We start from the raw sequence: 16,724 nt of genomic DNA, 5'->3' as shown, positions 1-16,724 counted from the left end.
ATTTATATTTATATCATTTACTTATGTTAATAATATACCACAAAATAATGAAAACAAAGTTAAATTATTCTTTAGAATTAGTATTTCTTTTAGAATTTTCAAACAAATCAACCTTTTTATGATATACTTAATTATAGAATTTGATACTAAATTAACCATGTTTACCAAAAACATAAAAGGAGACTTGAAATGATATCTAATAAGATGAAAAAATTAGTTGCTAATAGTTCTATAATAAGAGCTATGTTTGAGGAAGGCAAAAGATTATCTGTGATTCATGGAGAAGAAAACGTTTTCGACTATAGCTTGGGTAATCCAAATGTTGAACCACCTGAAAGTATTAAAAATGAAATTAATAAAATATTAAATGAAACTCCCTCTAAACTTGTACATGGATATATGAATAATTCTGGATATGAAGATGTAAGATCTAAAATAGCACAATTTATAAACAAAGAACATAACATAGATATTAATTCCAGTAACGTAGTTATGACCTGTGGAGCAGCTGGAGGATTAAATATTTTGCTTAAAACATTACTTAACCCTGAGGATGAAGTTATTGTTTTTGCACCATTTTTTGGTGAATACAGAAACTATGTAAATAATTTTGATGGTAAACTTGTAGTAGTTTCTACAGATATTAATACTTTTGAACCTGATATGAAAGTATTAAAAGATAAAATAAATAACAAAACAAAGGCAATTATTATGAACTCTCCCAATAACCCCACAGGTACTGTATATTCAGAAAAAGTTATACAAGACTTAGCAAAATTACTCTGTGAAAAAGAGGAAGAACTAGGTACAAGCATATATCTAATATCTGATGAACCATATAGAGAAATAGTTTATGACAATGCTTTTGTTCCATATATTTTAAAATATTATAAAAATTCCTTTATTGGATATTCATATAGTAAATCATTATCACTTCCAGGGGAGAGAATAGGGTATGTGGTTGCTAATACTAATATGGATTCCTTTGAAGATATAATGGGATCCTTAAATGTGGCCAATAGAATTTTAGGCTTTGTAAATGCACCATCACTATTCCAGAAGGTTATTGCAAATTGTCTGGAGACTAAAGTTGATGTGGGTATATATAAGTCCAATAGAGATGTTTTATACAATCATCTTATAAAAATAGGTTTTAAATGTGTAAAACCACAAGGGGCCTTTTATTTATTTATTAAAACACCAATAGCAGATGATAAAAAATTCTGTGAGGAGGCAAAACAGTTTAATTTATTACTAGTACCAGGGTCAGCATTTGAATGCCCGGGACATGCAAGGCTCGCTTACTGTATATCTCATGAAAAAATACAAAATTCACTACCAGCTTTTGATAAATTAGCTGAGTTATACGGAATTAAATAATACTTTAAACAATTTAGATTAAAAGATTAAAGGAAGCCACTTAGGGCTTCCTTTAATTTTTATTGTTATATATAACTACATTTTATTTGCGTTAAAAGTTCCCACCGTAGATGTCTTAGGGTTAAATACATGTTCTACTCTTGGTAATGATATCCCCAAAGTCTCGCGAAGTACATCCTCTACAGTTTCTACCGTCTTAATAGTTAATTGATTTTTAATTTCTTGGGGCACATCCTTTAGGTCAATTAAATTATCCTTTGGAATTAATATCTTTGTTATTCCAGCTCTTTGAGCTCCTATTAATTTTTCTTTAAGTCCTCCAATTGGAAGTACTGCGCCTCTTAAAGTTATTTCTCCTGTCATTGCAAGCTTTGGATCCACCTTTATGCCTGTAACAAGGGATGCAAGCGCAGTGAATAGTGTAATCCCAGCTGAGGGGCCATCTTTAGGAGTAGATCCTGATGGAACATGAATATGAAGATCTCTTTCCTTAAAGTTTATAGTGTTAATTGGTAACCTTGATTTAAGGAGACTTAAGGAAATCTTTGCGGATTCTTTCATAACATCTCCTAGTTGCCCGGTTAAGGTAACTTGCCCAGTCCCTAGCATGTCAGTAGCTTCGATGAAAAGTATTTCTCCGCCTACAGATGTAAATGCTAGACCTGTGACAACTCCTGGTGGATTATCCATTTGAGCCTTATCGTGGCTTGAAACTTTTCGTCCAAGTAAGTTATCTAGTGCATCTACTGTAACTTTAAATGGTAAATCTACCGTATTTGACACGATTTTCTCTGAAGTAACTCTAGCTAAGGTAGCTATTTGCTTTTTAAGTCCGCGAACTCCAGCTTCTAAAGTGTATTCACTAATTATTTTTTCTAATGCTTCATCTTCAATAACTAACTGGTCACTATTTAATCCATGTTCTTCAAGTACTGAAGGTATTAAATGATTTTTACCTATATGAAATTTTTCATTCATAGTGTAACTAGATATTGGGATTATCTCCATTCTATCAAGTAGAGGCCTAGGGATATTGTCTAGGGAGTTAGCTGTTGCTACAAAGAATACCTCTGACAAATCATAAGGTAAATCCAAATAATGGTCAGTAAAACTATTGTTTTGCTCTGGATCTAGTACCTCAAGTAATGCACTGGCTGGGTCTCCGTTGTAACCTGACATTAGCTTGTCCACTTCATCTAAAACCATAACTGGGTTTATTTCTCCCGATTTTTTAATACTTTGAAGAATCCTTCCAGGCATTGCACCTATATAAGTTCTTCTATGGCCACGAATTTCAGCTTCATCACGTATGCCACCTAAACTAAGTCTTATATATTTCCTATCAAGAGCCGCTGCAATACTTTTTCCTAAACTTGTCTTACCAGTACCAGGAGGTCCAACTAGTAATAAAATGGAACCCTTTTTATCGTTTTTAAGCTTCATAACTGCTAAATGTTGAATTATTCTATCTTTAACCTTTTCAAGTCCGTAATGCTGCTCATCTAAGATACGTCTTGCTTGTCCTAGATTAATAGCCTTAGCCTCAGTTTTTTTCCAAGGAAGTTGTACTAATAGATCCAAATAGTTACGTATAATATTATATTCAGAACTATTTTCGCTTTGACTTTCTAATTTTTCAAGTTCATCTAAGGCAGCATTTTTTATTTCAACTGGCATTTGGGCCTCTTCAATCCTATTTGCATAATTTTTATCTTTTTTAGAACCTTGACTTTTCCCTTCATTCAATTCATTTTGTATAGCTTTTAATTGTTCTCTTAGTACTGACTCTCTATAATTTTTGTTGGCTTTTTGCGTGAATTTTTCTGCCATCTCAAATTGCAATTTTAGAGATTCTTTCTGTTTTAGAAGGTAATCCATAAACTTAAGACTTCTCTCTTTTAAAGATTGAGTTTTAATTAACTGATACTTTTCTTCATTGGAAAGGGGCATAAATTGAGTAAGATGACCTATTAGTTTATTTAAATCCTTTTGCTCATCTACTATCTTCATGAATTGGTCTGAGCCCTTGAAATTTTCACTAACTTCACGAGTAACCTTTTTCACATAAGTAAGCATTTCTTCTTGACTCTTTTCTGTAAGATCAATAACATCAGGTGCAAGTTCAAATTCTACACGAGTAAAGCCAGTTCCTATACTAAGCTCTTTAACTTCTACCCTATCTAACACTTTAATTTTTAATTGGTATCCACTTTCTGTTTTTTCAACTTCATTCACATGAAAGGAAACTCCAACTTTATGAAAATCCTCTTGCGTTAACTGACTTTGGTTAAAGTTTTGTTTTAAAGGTAATGCAATACTAAATTGCTCCTTCTTAGCTAAATTTTCAAGTTCCTCTTCACTAATCTTATTTAACTTCAAAGTATAAGCCATTCCTGGTAATAAAACTATGTCTGATACAGGTATTACCATTCCATCTTTATTTTTCGCATCTATATTTATCATTATAATCATCCTTTCTTTAATAATATTTATAAGTGAATGTTCGTTTAATTATTTATTAATTAATAGCGAGATATTCTGCAATTACTAGTTTTACAAAATTTTCTCGCTTTTATAATTATATAAGCAGGGCATCTTGAATTATTGTAATCATTTCCTCAAGGAGCTGCACCTGTTCAACTTCTCCAATACATTGTTTAATAGCAATAGATTTTATTGGATAAAAAATTATAGCTATTAAATTATCATTTTTAAAATTTTTAATTACTCTTTTCTCTTTCATATTTTCCAGCAGTACGTTGAAATTATTTATGCCTTTTAGGGATGAGCATTGACTAGACAGGGCTGGGCAGTTTGAAAATTGATCTACAAAGTGAAATATTTCTCCATGTTCTTGTATATAGGTATAATACCCGCGGGTAAGTATTTCAATAAGTTGATGGCCATCCATGTCATCACTAAGCCTGCTAAGTAAATAATCAAAGATTTCTTCAGAGTACTCAATATATATATCTTGAAGCATTACCTCTTTATTCTCATAATAAACATAAACGGTAGCTGGGGAGACCCCTGCTTCTTTAGCAATCTTTGAAATAGAAGTACCATGAAAACCTTGCTGAAGTATTAGCTTAATCACTGCTTCTTTTATGCTCTTTTCTTTTCCGTCATCTTTTCTTCTCATTGGATCACCTCTAATAATTATATAATAAACGACCATTCGTTTATTGTCAATGGGGAAATTTTATTATTTTTATAAGAAGTATAGGTTTGTAACAGTTTTGAATATAAATGAGTGCTAATGCATTACAATTATCTATTGGACTTGTTGTAGTATTGTATATATAGTGTTATATGGATTACTTTATTAAAAAGGAGGCAATTAAATGAAAAATGAAGTTAGTATTAAAAAGATCAGAAGAGATGCAGAAGAGTCATTCAGAAAAGGTGATTATTTTTGCTCGGAGGCTATTGTTAGCTCAATAAAAAGCAATTTTGAAATTCCAATGCCAGATGAGATGATCGCAATGGCTTCAGGATTTCCTATTGGAATAGGAAAATCAAAGTGCGTCTGTGGTGCTGTATCAGGTGGAGTAATGTGCTTAGGTTATTTCTTTGGTAGAACAACTGGTGGAGACTCTAAAGTTCAAAATACTCTTAAACTTGCTAATGAATTACAAGAAAGTTTTAAAAATAATCACAAAGTCTTATGTTGTAAAGTCCTTACTCATGGAATGGACATGGCGTCTGGAGAACATAAAGCACAATGCATTTCATTTACTGGAGAAATAGCCCAAAAAGCTGCACAAATTATAGTTAGAGAACTGGGACTTGTAAATATTGATGAGTAAGGTGGTGAAAAATGGAAAGTTTAATTAAAAAAACACCAGTACCAATTGCAGGGCTTATGTTAGCAATAGCTGCAACTGGCAATCTATTATTATCTTATGGTGCTATATATAGGAACATCTTTGGGATTCTATCTGCATTAATATTATTGCTACTTATATTTAAAATAGCTTTTGATACAAAAGCAGTAGTAGACTCTTTTAAAAACCCGGTTGTTGCAAGCGTAATACCTACTTTTACTATGGGTTTAATGATTTTGGCAACCTATATAAAGCCCTATACTCCTTCAATATCCTTTAGCGTTTGGGTTTTTGGCTTATTAATGCATTGTTTCCTAATAATTTATTTTACAACAAAATTTATTTTAAACTTTGACATAAAAAAAGTTTTCCCTAGCTATTTTGTAGTTTATGTTGGTATTGTGGTAGCAAGTATGACTGCACCTACCTATAATCTCATTAGCCTTGGAAAAGGTATTTTTTGGTTCGGGCTTATATCATATTTATGCTTGCTACCTATTGTGATTTACAGGATATTTTTTATTAAGGAAATCCAAGAGCCAGCACTACCAACTATTGCTATATTTACGGCTCCAGCTAGTTTATGTTTAGCTGGATATTTAGCATGTTTTCCAGTGAAAAATAATTTTTTAGTAGGCTTTTTAGGAGGGTTAGCCTTTATAATGTTTCTAGGGGTGATTTCTTATTTACCAAAGTTGCTGAAAATTAAATTTTACCCAAGTTATTCTGCTTTCACTTTTCCAATGGTGATAAGCGCAGTTGCTATGAAACAACTTAATGGGTATCTAGTTAAAATTAAACAACCAATATATATGTTGAAATATTTGGTTAAAATCCAAGAGGTACTAGCTGTTTTAATTGTTATTTATGTTTTATCAAGATACTTTAAATTTCTGTTTCTTGAGAGTAAAAATCCCAAGAACGCTCAAATACAAAAAAGTATATGAACATGCAATAAAAAAGACTGTAATTAGATTTGATTTATAAATCTAATTACAGTCTTTTTTATTTAACGACAGAACTTATGTTCTAATATTAAAAAAATTAGTTTAGTAAAGAGCATAAAAAACATGTATTACGAAGGGACAGTTTAATTGGAAAATGAGTAAAATTAAAGAAAATAAATGAAATTTGAGAACTAAGGGTAAAATACAAATAATGTTTATTTTAGTATATATTATATTAAAAAAATGTTGTAATAATATGTTAATCGTATTACAATAATAATAATTATAGCAAAAAAGGTAAAATATTATAAATATAGTTGGCATATAGAAATATTTCAAATGCACTAAATAGAAAGAGTATTTTTTTATAAAGGAGCATAACTAATGAAGATTGTAGCAAAAAAAAGATTAGGAGATTTATTAGTAGAATCTAGAAAGATAGCTCCAGAACAACTTAAGAAAGTGTTAATGCAGCAGCAAGGCTCAGGTAAAAGGCTAGGAGAAATTCTTATTGAAGATGGTATTTTAAGTGAAGAGGATATTTTAGAAGTTCTAGAACAACAATTATGTATAAATAGAGTATATCTAGATATGGAACACATTGAGCAAAAAGTTGCTCAATGTGTTCCAGAAAGTATTTCAAAAAAATACAATTTAGTTGCCTTTGGTATGGAAGATAATAAACTAAAGATTGCCATGTCTGATCCACTAAATATATTTGCAATAGACGACGTTAAGATATCTTCAGGTTTTGACGTTAAAATATATATTGCATCAACAAAAGATATTAAAAATACAATTGATATATATTATGCTAGTCAAAATGCTAAGAAAGCTGCCGCGGATTTATCAAAAGCTCAAGGAACAAATGAAGGTAAGGAAGAAAATAAAGCGCAATTAGATGATATAAAAAGCGCTCCAGCGGTTAGACTTGTTGATTCTATAATAAGTGATGCAATAAAGCTAAAAGCTAGTGATATTCATATAGAACCTTTTGAAAATAACATAAAAATAAGATTTAGAATAGACGGAACTTTAAAAGAGATATCTAAATACAATAAAGATATATATAACGCTTTTATAACTCGTATAAAAATACTTGCAGAATTAAATATTGCAGAGAAGAGAATTCCGCAGGACGGTAGAATTTTAACAGTTGTAGATAATAAGAAGGTAGATTTGCGGGTATCTACTTTGCCAACAATTAACGGTGAAAAGATTGTTATCCGGGTACTAGATAGGGAAAATTTCCTAGTAGGCAAGGAAAAACTAGGCATGAACGAAGATGACCTAGAAAAAGCAGAAAGAATACTTAAAAACCCATACGGAATAATTTTGGTTACAGGACCTACGGGTAGTGGAAAATCCACTACACTATATACATTATTAAGTGAACTCAATGATAACAGTAAAAATATTATAACAGTAGAAGACCCTGTAGAGTACGTAGTAGATGGTATAAACCAAGTAAACGTAAATGCAAAAGCAGGACTAACTTTTGCATCAGGTTTAAGGTCAATTTTAAGACAAGACCCTGATGTTGTTATGATAGGTGAGATAAGGGACAATGAGACAGCAGAAATTGCTGTAAGAGCAGCTATAACAGGGCATATAGTACTTAGTACCATACACACTAGCGATGCACCTTCAGCAATTGTAAGGCTTATAGATATGGATATACAACCTTACCTAGTAGCTAGTGCTATAGCAGGAATTATATCACAAAGACTTGTGAAAAAAATATGCCCAATGTGCAGTGAAAATTTCGTAGCCACTGATTTTGATAAAGAAGTTTTAGGTATTCACTCAGCAGAAGAATTATTGCTTTACAAAGGCAAAGGCTGTGGACACTGCAATAGCAGTGGATACTCAGGAAGAATAGGTGTATACGAAATAATGGAAGTAACTCGTAAACACAGAGAATATATTATGCGTAACGCTAGTATAGATGAAATAAAGGATATAAGCATAGAAAATGGGATGAAAACCCTAAAAACATCCTGCATCGATTTAGTGCTAAAGGGGATGACAACTATAGAGGAATTGGTTAAGATAGCATTTTTGAAGGAATAGGGGGGTGAGCACGTGATTACATTTAAGTATAAAGTTATGAATCAGAAAGGTGAGAAAATAGAAGGAACCTTTAAGGCTAATAGTAAAAATGAAGTGTTAGCCATGATAGAGGATAACAGTTACTATCCTATAGAAATCAAAGAAGTGTTAGAACGTGAGCAACAGGATTTATTTGAATCTTTTTCAAAAGTCAAAACAAAGGACTTATACATTTTCTGTAGACAGTTTCACACCATGATAAACGCAGGTGCTAATATTTCTAATGCATTAGATGTTTTAAGAAAACAAACTGCAAATAAAAAATTGAAGAAATGCTTAAATGAAGCATATGATGATGTTCAGAAGGGTATCTCTCTTTCAGAGGCACTTGCAAAGCATAACGATGTGTTTCCCGATTTGCTTGTAAATATGATTAACACAGGTGAAGTCAGTGGCAATCTAGATATAATAATGAGCAGAATGGCATCCCATTTTGAAAAAGAAAATAAAATAAACAATCAACTTAAGAGTGCTATGGTTTATCCAATGGTGCTTGCAGGGTTATCCGTGGTAGTAGTAGTTTTCCTCTTAACATTTATAATGCCTACCTTCGTAGGAATGTTTGAAGGCTCAGGGGTAGAACTGCCAGCACCCACCAGGATAGTTATGGGGTTAAGTAAATTTATACGAACTAAATGGTACATTTTACTTGTAGTTATAGGTGGAGGAATTTATGGTATGAAAACCTATGCTAGAACTCCAGCAGGTAGATTATCACTAGATGGATTGAAATTAAAATTACCAATAATTAAAGATACTACAGAAAAAGTAATAGTTTCTAGATTTACAAGAACACTATCTACAGTACTTGCCAGTGGCGTATCTTTGGTACAAGCCCTAGATGTAGTACAAAAAGTAGTTGGAAATAAAGTAGCAGAAAAAAACTTAGGACAAGTTAAAGAAAAAGTGCTTAAAGGCGTATCTTTAGGTGAAGCCTTAGGAGAAACAACAATATTTCCTGTAATGCTACACTCCATGATAAAAATAGGCGAGGAGTCAGGGTCATTAGATGACATATTGGACAAGACTGCAAATTTTTATGATGAAGAATTAGAAGCAGCACTGAAAAGAATGACTACAATGATAGAGCCACTTATGATAATAATTATGGGAGTTTTAATTGGATTTATTGTTATTGCTATGATGATGCCGATGTTTGATATGTTTAAGACAGTTCAGTAGTTGTTAAAGCATAACCTTCAGTGCTTCATGTTAAGGATTTCAAAAGGGGGAATTAAACTCATACTAAAATTTTGTTAGTATATGATTTAATTTATTTTACAGTTAAGTCATTATTATATGATTTTAATAAGTTAAAGGGGGATTTATTAATGAAAATGGATTTAATGAAGAAAAAAAAGAAAAAAGGGTTTACGTTGATTGAGCTTATTGTTGTTATTGCGATTATAGGGATATTAGCTGCGATTGCTATTCCTAAGTTTGGAAGTTTGACAGGAAATGCAAAGGATAAAGCAGAACTTGCAAATGGAAAGTTAATAGCGAATACAACTAGTGTACTTCTAGCAGATGACAGAATTTTATCAGCAACAGCAGTAAATGTAAACCATTATATTCCTGCTGAGGCCATAGAAATTGTTTCAGCAAATACTGCTACACTAGTAGGACACACTATCGCAGCTGAGTTAGAAAATGTTCCTAAGACAAAAGATAAGGTCACAAGCTTCTATGTAAAAATAGATACTAGTGGAAATGTTAAGGTATATAATAAGTCCACTTGTGCAGTTGGAGAATTAGTTTATCCTAAATAGAAATCAAAAACTTCTAGTTCTTGTTACCATCTCAGGGTACGTAACAAGAACTGGAAGTCTATATTAAACATTTAAACTAAATAAACTAAAAAAGAGGTGACCATCCATGTTCAACTCAAAAGTCTTATCCCTAGATATAGGTTCGAAAAACACAAAAATTGTTCTAGGAACTCAAAATAAAAAAAATGTAATCATAGAAAAAGCAATTACCATGATTACTCCATTAGGGTGTTATAATGATGGAAATATTTTAGATATAACTAAATTTAAAAGTGAAATTTCAGATGTTTTACAAGTTGAAAATATAAAATGTAAAAGAATTATTATCACGTCAAAAAGCACATCAGTTATAACTAGAGACATTGGTATTCCAGTAGCTAAAAAGGAAGATATGGACGCTATAATTAAGTTTCAGATGGAAAGATATTTACCAATTATGTTTGATGATTATATAATGCAATATAAAATATTAGAAGAGTTTGAAGAGGAAAATATAAAACAGGCAAAAATTACAGTAGTTGTGTACCCTAAAATCATGGCAGAGGGATATTATAATTTAGTAAAGGAATTAAAGGGTAATGCAGTAGCATTAGATATTAGTTCAAATAGTATTAATAAGTTATTTACTTACGATATAAAAGTTAACGATGAAAATTACAGTTTAGAAGATACTGTTGCAGTTATAGATTTAGGATATGATTTTATAAATGTAAATATTATTTCAGATGGAAATGTACAGTTTACTAGAATAATTAATTACGGTGGCTCTCATATAGATATTGCTATTGCTAAGCAATTAGCTATTTCAGAAGAAGAGGCAGAGCAGCAAAAGATTGAAGGTTGTAATTTAGAAAGAGAGTCTTTAAGTGATATGCAAAGTTCAACCATAAACGATATTGCAAAAGCACAGGTAAGAAATTGGATTCAAGAAATAGAAAGAATGCTTAATTATTATAAAAGTAAAGAACAAGGAAATAAAGTAGATAAAATATATATTTATGGCGGAAGTTCAAATATTAAAGGTATAGAAACTTTTATAAAAGATGTATTGAACTTACCTGTTACCAAAATACAGAGCTTAAGCAATGTAAATTGTTCTAAAATAAATGAAACTAAACTAGATCCATTTAAAGTAAAGATGGAATTAAGCCAATATTTAAACGCTATAGGGGCGATAATAAGATTGAGGTAGGTGAAACTTATGAAGGATTTTAACTTTTTTGTTCCTTATACAGGGCATAAAAGGGACTATAAAAAAGAATATTTTTATGCTGCTATTTTATCTATAGGTTTAGTCTTATTTATTACTTTTACTTATGCCTTTAATTACTTTAAGATAAGTAAGCTAAATTCACAAATAGTAGACATACAGCAAAATTTAAGTTTGAAAGAAAATATAGTTAAGTTAAACGAAATAGAAAATGAAGAGAAAAAGTTAGCTATAATGAACCAGTATTATGGCATAGCATCTAATATTAGTGATGGCATAAATAATAGTGATTTTGTAGGTAGTAAACTATTAAATAAAATAAATTCTTGCATTCCAGAAGGGGTGTATTATAAAGTGATGGCTTTTGATTCTAAGGGGCTTCAGCTGCAAGCTGAAGGAAAAGATAGAGAAACTATAGCTGTGTTTGAACGTACTTTAAGAAATTTAGATGTGGTAAGAGATGTTCATATTGCTAGCATAAATTCTTCGTCTAAAGAAAATAAAAATTTAACTTTTAGTGTAAATTGTACTTTAAAGGATGTTGATAATAATGAAGGTAACTAAAAGGGAGCAAATGCTACTAGGAGTTTTATTAATAATGTTATTAGGCTATGTTTTTTACAAATTTGTTTACACAAAACAAGATCAAAAGATAACGCAGTTAAAAACCAGTAGAGATTCTTATTCGCAAAAATGGGAGCAAGTTAAAGCAAAGATTGCATCAAAAGATAAAAAAAATCAAGAGTATAAAATTTTAAATGCTAAAATATTTAGCAAAACAGATATGCTGTTTCCATCAATAGAGCAGGAAAAAATTATAATGGTTTTAGATAAAATGATTAAAGACAGTAATCTTCAAGTAGAGGTATTAGGATTCTCAGAAGTAAGTAGTGGAAACACGCGAGAAAGTACGAGCAAAACTGAAGGCACTAGTGCGAAAGCTGGAGATAAAAACAAAAATGCTGCTAATGAATTGGACAAGTTGGTAAGCGACTTTAATGGTACTAATAAGAAAGATGCTAATAGTGAAAAAACAAAGGATAGTAAGGTGCAAGCAAGTACCACAAATACAGAAAAATCTACTGCGAAAGCTGATAACTCAAAGTCTATCGGTGCATATAAAATGCAAGTTACACTTAATTTTAAAGGAAACTATGATGAACTTATAAGTTTTATAGAGCAAGTAGAGAAATATGAAAAAAAGACAATAGTAAGTAACATAAACCTAGCAGCAGCTGAGGGTAGTGGTGTATCGGGAAATCTCATATTAGAGTTTTATGGTGTTCCTAAAATTAATAGTAATGATAACTTTAAGTGGAATTATAAAAGGCCTAGTGGTAAGGGGAATCCTTTTGTTGGGGGGAGTAGCTCAGTTGATACTGTAGCAGTTTTAAGCAGTACTGCTACACAAAAACAAGAAATTCAATATGACTTTTTGATGAGTGTTAGACCTACCACATCGGATCTTCCAACTGTAATGCTAGGAAAGGCTAAAGATAGTTTAAAAGATACTTATGTATATGCTGATAATGAAGGTGAAGAAAATATTGAATTATACTTAATTCAAATTGGTAGTAAATATTTCTATAAATACAAAACTACACGAGATGTTTATCCAAAAGATTTTAATACACAAAAAGAATTTTCTCCTTTTGGTAGGGATATAAAAATAAAAATATATTCTCATATAAGAAATTCTGGAGCAGATTTATCAGGAGTAAATATTAAACTTTATAATAAAACGAATTTAGAAGTTAATTTAGATATTGAGGATGATGATAAAACTAAACCTAGGGTTAAAATTTCTAATGAATTTGGAAAAATTAAAATTAATATAATATAGATATAATAATGGTTTAGGATTTGAGGAGGATGAGTTATGGAGGGGATAAAATACAAAAAGGGATTTACGCTAATAGAAGTAATCCTAAGTTTAGCGATTTTAAGTATTGTCATTGGTCCAATACTATCCTTAACTACATCTACTGTGAAAATTAATAAGAAATCCGATAATAAGCTTCAGGCAGTCAATATTGCACAAAAATATTTAGAAGAAATAAAATCATCTGAATATGTTATTGATAACAATACAATTTTCCCAATGAATGAATCCATAAAAGAAAAAGAATTTGAGGTTTTAAGAACTATTAATCAAGTAGAAGAATATAAAATTAATGACAAAAATGTCGTTAATATAAAGTATGATGCTGAGGTGGAAAATAATGTAGAAAAAAGAAATGGTATTCCATTAGACTTAAATATTAAAACTGTTGGCATTGATCAAATCGACATGGAACTGAAAGCTAGTGCAAGCAATAATGTAAATGTAAAATTAAGTGTAGATAAGCCAATAGATATTTATTTAACAAATAATAGTAGTAGAGAGTTGAAAGTATATTTTATTAAGGAGTCAAAACAGTATTCAATAAAAAAATGCGATGGTCAGATTAGTGTTTTTACGAATGTGTCACAAGACACTACCGTTAATACCAATAACTATAGGCTATATAAAATAACTGTTGAAGTTAAGAAAAACAATGAAACATTACAAAAAATTGAAGGATATAAAACTTTCTTAGAATAAGGGAGTGATGATTTGAAAAAGAGTAAAAAAGGTTCATCTTTAGTTTTAGTGCTTATTGTGTTCGCAATATTAAGTATTTTAGGAATGGCTATGATTTCTTTAGCAGCATCAAATTATAAAGTTAAAATAGTAAAAGGGAATATAAAAACTAATATGTATGCTTCAGAATCTGGTATAGACGAAGCTTATGGAATTATTGGAAAAATGGTAGATGAAGCTATTTCTAAAGGAAATGACGATGTTAAATTATATATGAGTAATTTGCATTTAGATGAGCAGGTAGTAAACAAAGAAATTTTTTTGAATAAGATATTAGAAAAAAGAAAAATTGAAGACGCTAAGACGGCATTAGAGCCAAATCTAGATAAAGATGTTATAGATGAATTGGAAAAGCAAATAGATGATATAAGTAAGTTTATAATTAATCCTTTAAATAATAGTGTTTATGTAAATGACGACTTATCAATAAACATTGATTTAATAAAAAAAGAGCAAAATGATTTATTTAAGGATAGTTATAAGTCTTTTGTAATTAAAAAGATAGCATTAATCAATACAGTGGAAGACAGTGGAAATAATTTAATTTTAGCTTTTAATAAAAAATATATATTAAGGATGCCGCAAAATCAAAAGGCAATTGTGTATGTAGAAAATTTTGATAATGTTATGAGTTTTGATAGTGAAAATAGGTTTACTGTTAATTTAAAATCCATATATAAAAATAAGAATATAGAAAAAATCATAAAAGCTGATTATGATATTTACACACCGGACTATGAAGATGCTTTTTATGTTCAAAATAACCACAAGGAAATATTTAAAAATATAGTATGGTCGAAGTCTATATGTGCAGATGGAGATATGAAAATTGAAAATAATGGAGAGTTAAATGTTAATGGTGACATATATGTTAAAGGAGAATCAAAGACGGATAGTAATGGTGGGATTGAAATCTTAAATCCAAATGTAAATGTTACTGGAGACATTTCTACAAATGGAGATTTATCTGTATTTTCTAAAGAAAGTAACGTAGCAGTTAGTGGGAACGTATATGCTAGAAATGTGATTGTAAAGGAAGGTTCCGATGGATCGACATTAACTATTAATAAATTTAACAATTTATATGGAAATGTATGTACTGTTGATGATTTAGAATTAAATTCAGAAAAAAGTAAAATAGATATAAAAGGTAGCTTTTATGGTATGGAGGAAGGAAGCGACAATATAACTCCAGATACATCAAGTTCAATTATAATAAACTCAGATGATCTAGGTGAAATAGATACAGATGGTAAGTTAATCGGCTCAAGTTTAAGTATTGGAGAAGAAAGTATTATCATGGGGACTGCTTATATTAATACTTTACCTATGTATCAAACGGGAGAATCCTTGTCGATAAAAGGAAATTATAGAGCTTATACAGAACCACTAAATAATATTAATGAAAGTGCTAGAAATCCTAGTCTTAAGGAAGGTAATATTATCTTTGAACAATATGAACCGCTTATTTTAGCCTCTAAGTTTAAAAATGGTAAACCACTTTTGGTTCAAGATAAGAGTGATTATTTTAAATATTATGTAGAACAAAAAAATAACAATAATGAATTGAATGGCTTGAATTTTGGAAAGAGCGATGGAGTAAATATAAAATCGAATAGGTCAATTCATACAGGTGCCACTATTATAAATGAAATTAGTAATAGTGGAACAAAAAAAAATAATGTGTACACTGGAAATGTAACTAATGATGCCAAATTTTTAGATAAGTTGAAAAATAAAAAAAATGAGTATAACAAAAATGTGTATTTTATGGGAATATCTCCATCGGAGGAAGAGTTAACATCATTAGATATCAAACTTAATGATGTTAAAAGACCTATAAGAGATGTAGGAACTCAAGTTAATTTTGGTTCAGATAATGTCTCATCTATAAATAGGATAAGTGCTCTCCATGAAAAAGATGTGAGCGAAGTGATTGTAATTAAGAAAGAACCTAAAAATTATGTATTATCATTTAATAATAGTAACCCAAGTAATGAAACAGATATAAATATACCTAGTCAAAATGCAAAAGGTATAATTGTAGTAAATGGTAATTTGTCAATTTATGGTGCTATGAATTTTACAGGAACTATAATAGTTAATGGTAACATAAGTATATTGGATGATAATAAAAAAGTAATTAATTATGATGAAAATTACTTAAAAAAACTTATTGCATCAAATTATAATATTTTTAACAATTTATTTAAAGAAGATGAAAATACTCCCAGCCCAAAAGCAAATGTGCAAATTGATGTATCTTTAGGTAATGCAAGCAATGTTAATACAAGAATTAAAAGTCAAAAATTAATTAAATTAAAGAATTGGTCATTGGTAAAATAAAATGGTGGAAGTGAGTTGGTTTATGTGTTCACACGAAAGTTAAGAGGATTTACCTTAATAGAAGTTTTAATAACTTTAGCTATTTTAGGAATAATCCTTTCAGCAATAGCCACATTTTTTTTCACCAATTATAAAACTATAAACAAAGCTCAGATTGAAATAGAAATACAATCTGAGGGAGATAAAGTTATTGAAAAAATTTCTAATACAGCTATTCAATGTAGTGAGATGAAATTAACTACCTCAGATAATGATGATAAAATTGATAGTATTAATGATTCTATTGAATTCATAGATAAGGAACCTAATACTTTAATAGTTAAAGAAACTCACACATTCACTTTAGATAGCAGTAAAAAACTTCTTTTAAATGGAGTAGAATGTGGACAGTTTATTGAATATATTGCATGTACTAAAATCGCCAATGGGGTTCAATTAGAAATTAAACTAAGAAAAGATGATGTGGAAAAATCTATTAGTACAACAATTTATTTCAGAAATGCTATGTAA

General features: G+C 30.1%; 14 protein-coding genes. 12 read left to right on the top strand and 2 right to left on the bottom strand.

The annotated features are described in order from the left end of the window. Positions 1–189: 189 nt before the first annotated feature. Complete coding sequence (locus G9F71_RS18625; protein WP_164951619.1) at positions 190–1,380, top strand: pyridoxal phosphate-dependent aminotransferase; 1,191 nt, start codon at positions 190–192, stop codon at positions 1,378–1,380. A gap of 75 nt (positions 1,381–1,455) precedes the next feature. Here G9F71_RS18625 and lon read toward each other — a convergent pair whose 3' ends face one another. Together lon and G9F71_RS18615 are read right to left on the bottom strand one after the other, a co-directional pair. Beyond that, positions 1,456–3,843: an endopeptidase La gene (gene lon / locus G9F71_RS18620; RefSeq protein ID WP_164951620.1), complete on the bottom strand. Its 2,388-nt coding sequence runs from the start codon at positions 3,841–3,843 to the stop codon at positions 1,456–1,458. Between the two features lie 115 nt (positions 3,844–3,958). Continuing rightward, entirely contained in the window at positions 3,959–4,522 is a 564-nt protein-coding gene (locus G9F71_RS18615) for a TetR/AcrR family transcriptional regulator (RefSeq protein ID WP_125004855.1), read from the bottom strand. 202 nt (positions 4,523–4,724) lie between these two features. Here G9F71_RS18615 and G9F71_RS18610 point away from each other — a divergent pair, with 202 nt between their 5' ends. From G9F71_RS18610 to G9F71_RS18560, 11 genes are all read left to right on the top strand, one after another. Further along, the gene (locus G9F71_RS18610; protein ID WP_164951621.1) at positions 4,725–5,189 is read left to right on the top strand and encodes a C-GCAxxG-C-C family (seleno)protein; all 465 of its coding nucleotides are present in this window, start codon (positions 4,725–4,727) and stop codon (positions 5,187–5,189) included. Between the two features lie 11 nt (positions 5,190–5,200). After that, positions 5,201–6,154, top strand: coding sequence for a TDT family transporter (locus tag G9F71_RS18605; RefSeq protein WP_164951622.1), 954 nt, complete (start codon positions 5,201–5,203; stop codon positions 6,152–6,154). A gap of 384 nt (positions 6,155–6,538) precedes the next feature. Then, positions 6,539–8,227, top strand: a complete 1,689-nt coding sequence (locus tag G9F71_RS18600; RefSeq protein WP_164951623.1) for a GspE/PulE family protein — start codon at positions 6,539–6,541, stop codon at positions 8,225–8,227. Positions 8,228–8,239: 12 nt separating this feature from the next. After that, positions 8,240–9,448: a type II secretion system F family protein gene (locus G9F71_RS18595; RefSeq protein ID WP_164951624.1), complete on the top strand. Its 1,209-nt coding sequence runs from the start codon at positions 8,240–8,242 to the stop codon at positions 9,446–9,448. Positions 9,449–9,597: 149 nt separating this feature from the next. Continuing rightward, on the top strand, positions 9,598–10,035 hold the full coding sequence (locus tag G9F71_RS27635) for a prepilin-type N-terminal cleavage/methylation domain-containing protein (RefSeq protein ID WP_318011001.1): 438 nt from the start codon (positions 9,598–9,600) through the stop codon (positions 10,033–10,035). Positions 10,036–10,141: 106 nt separating this feature from the next. Then, positions 10,142–11,227 carry a pilus assembly protein PilM gene (gene pilM / locus G9F71_RS18585; RefSeq protein ID WP_164951625.1) on the top strand — a complete coding sequence of 362 codons (1,086 nt, stop codon included), beginning with the start codon at positions 10,142–10,144 and terminating at the stop codon, positions 11,225–11,227. Between the two features lie 9 nt (positions 11,228–11,236). Then, positions 11,237–11,809 (top strand): PilN domain-containing protein, encoded by a 573-nt coding sequence (locus tag G9F71_RS18580; protein WP_164951626.1) that lies wholly within the window; start codon positions 11,237–11,239, stop codon positions 11,807–11,809. Beyond that, complete coding sequence (locus G9F71_RS18575) at positions 11,796–13,088, top strand: hypothetical protein (RefSeq protein ID WP_164951627.1); 1,293 nt, start codon at positions 11,796–11,798, stop codon at positions 13,086–13,088. The genes G9F71_RS18580 and G9F71_RS18575 overlap by 14 nt, the downstream gene beginning before the upstream one ends. Before the next feature lie 36 nt (positions 13,089–13,124). Further along, positions 13,125–13,829, top strand: coding sequence for a prepilin-type N-terminal cleavage/methylation domain-containing protein (locus G9F71_RS18570; protein ID WP_164951628.1), 705 nt, complete (start codon positions 13,125–13,127; stop codon positions 13,827–13,829). A 12-nt stretch (positions 13,830–13,841) separates the two neighbouring features. Then, entirely contained in the window at positions 13,842–16,214 is a 2,373-nt protein-coding gene (locus G9F71_RS18565) for a hypothetical protein (RefSeq protein WP_164951629.1), read from the top strand. Positions 16,215–16,238: 24 nt separating this feature from the next. Further along, complete coding sequence (locus G9F71_RS18560; RefSeq protein WP_224626703.1) at positions 16,239–16,724, top strand: PilW family protein; 486 nt, start codon at positions 16,239–16,241, stop codon at positions 16,722–16,724.

The organism is Clostridium sp. FP2 (assembly GCF_011065955.2).
Taxonomy (GTDB): domain Bacteria; phylum Bacillota; class Clostridia; order Clostridiales; family Clostridiaceae; genus Clostridium_AD; species Clostridium_AD tagluense.
Note: the sequence above shows the minus strand (reverse complement) of the source record. Positions and strands in the feature narration are given on the sequence as shown.

Bases quoted from the DNA above. Each gene is read 5' to 3' on its own strand.
- G9F71_RS18605 (WP_164951622.1), top strand. From the start codon at position 5,201: ATGGAAAGTTTAATTAAAAAAACACCAGTACCAATTGCAGGGCTTATG.
- G9F71_RS18610 (WP_164951621.1), top strand. From the start codon at position 4,725: ATGAAAAATGAAGTTAGTATTAAAAAGATCAGAAGAGATGCAGAAGAG.
- G9F71_RS18615 (WP_125004855.1), bottom strand. From the start codon at position 4,522: ATGAGAAGAAAAGATGACGGAAAAGAAAAGAGCATAAAAGAAGCAGTG.
- G9F71_RS18625 (WP_164951619.1), top strand. From the start codon at position 190: ATGATATCTAATAAGATGAAAAAATTAGTTGCTAATAGTTCTATAATA.
- G9F71_RS27635 (WP_318011001.1), top strand. From the start codon at position 9,598: ATGAAAATGGATTTAATGAAGAAAAAAAAGAAAAAAGGGTTTACGTTG.
- G9F71_RS18580 (WP_164951626.1), top strand. From the start codon at position 11,237: ATGAAGGATTTTAACTTTTTTGTTCCTTATACAGGGCATAAAAGGGAC.
- G9F71_RS18570 (WP_164951628.1), top strand. From the start codon at position 13,125: ATGGAGGGGATAAAATACAAAAAGGGATTTACGCTAATAGAAGTAATC.
- lon (WP_164951620.1), bottom strand. From the start codon at position 3,843: ATGATAAATATAGATGCGAAAAATAAAGATGGAATGGTAATACCTGTA.
- G9F71_RS18575 (WP_164951627.1), top strand. From the start codon at position 11,796: ATGAAGGTAACTAAAAGGGAGCAAATGCTACTAGGAGTTTTATTAATA.
- pilM (WP_164951625.1), top strand. From the start codon at position 10,142: ATGTTCAACTCAAAAGTCTTATCCCTAGATATAGGTTCGAAAAACACA.
- G9F71_RS18600 (WP_164951623.1), top strand. From the start codon at position 6,539: ATGAAGATTGTAGCAAAAAAAAGATTAGGAGATTTATTAGTAGAATCT.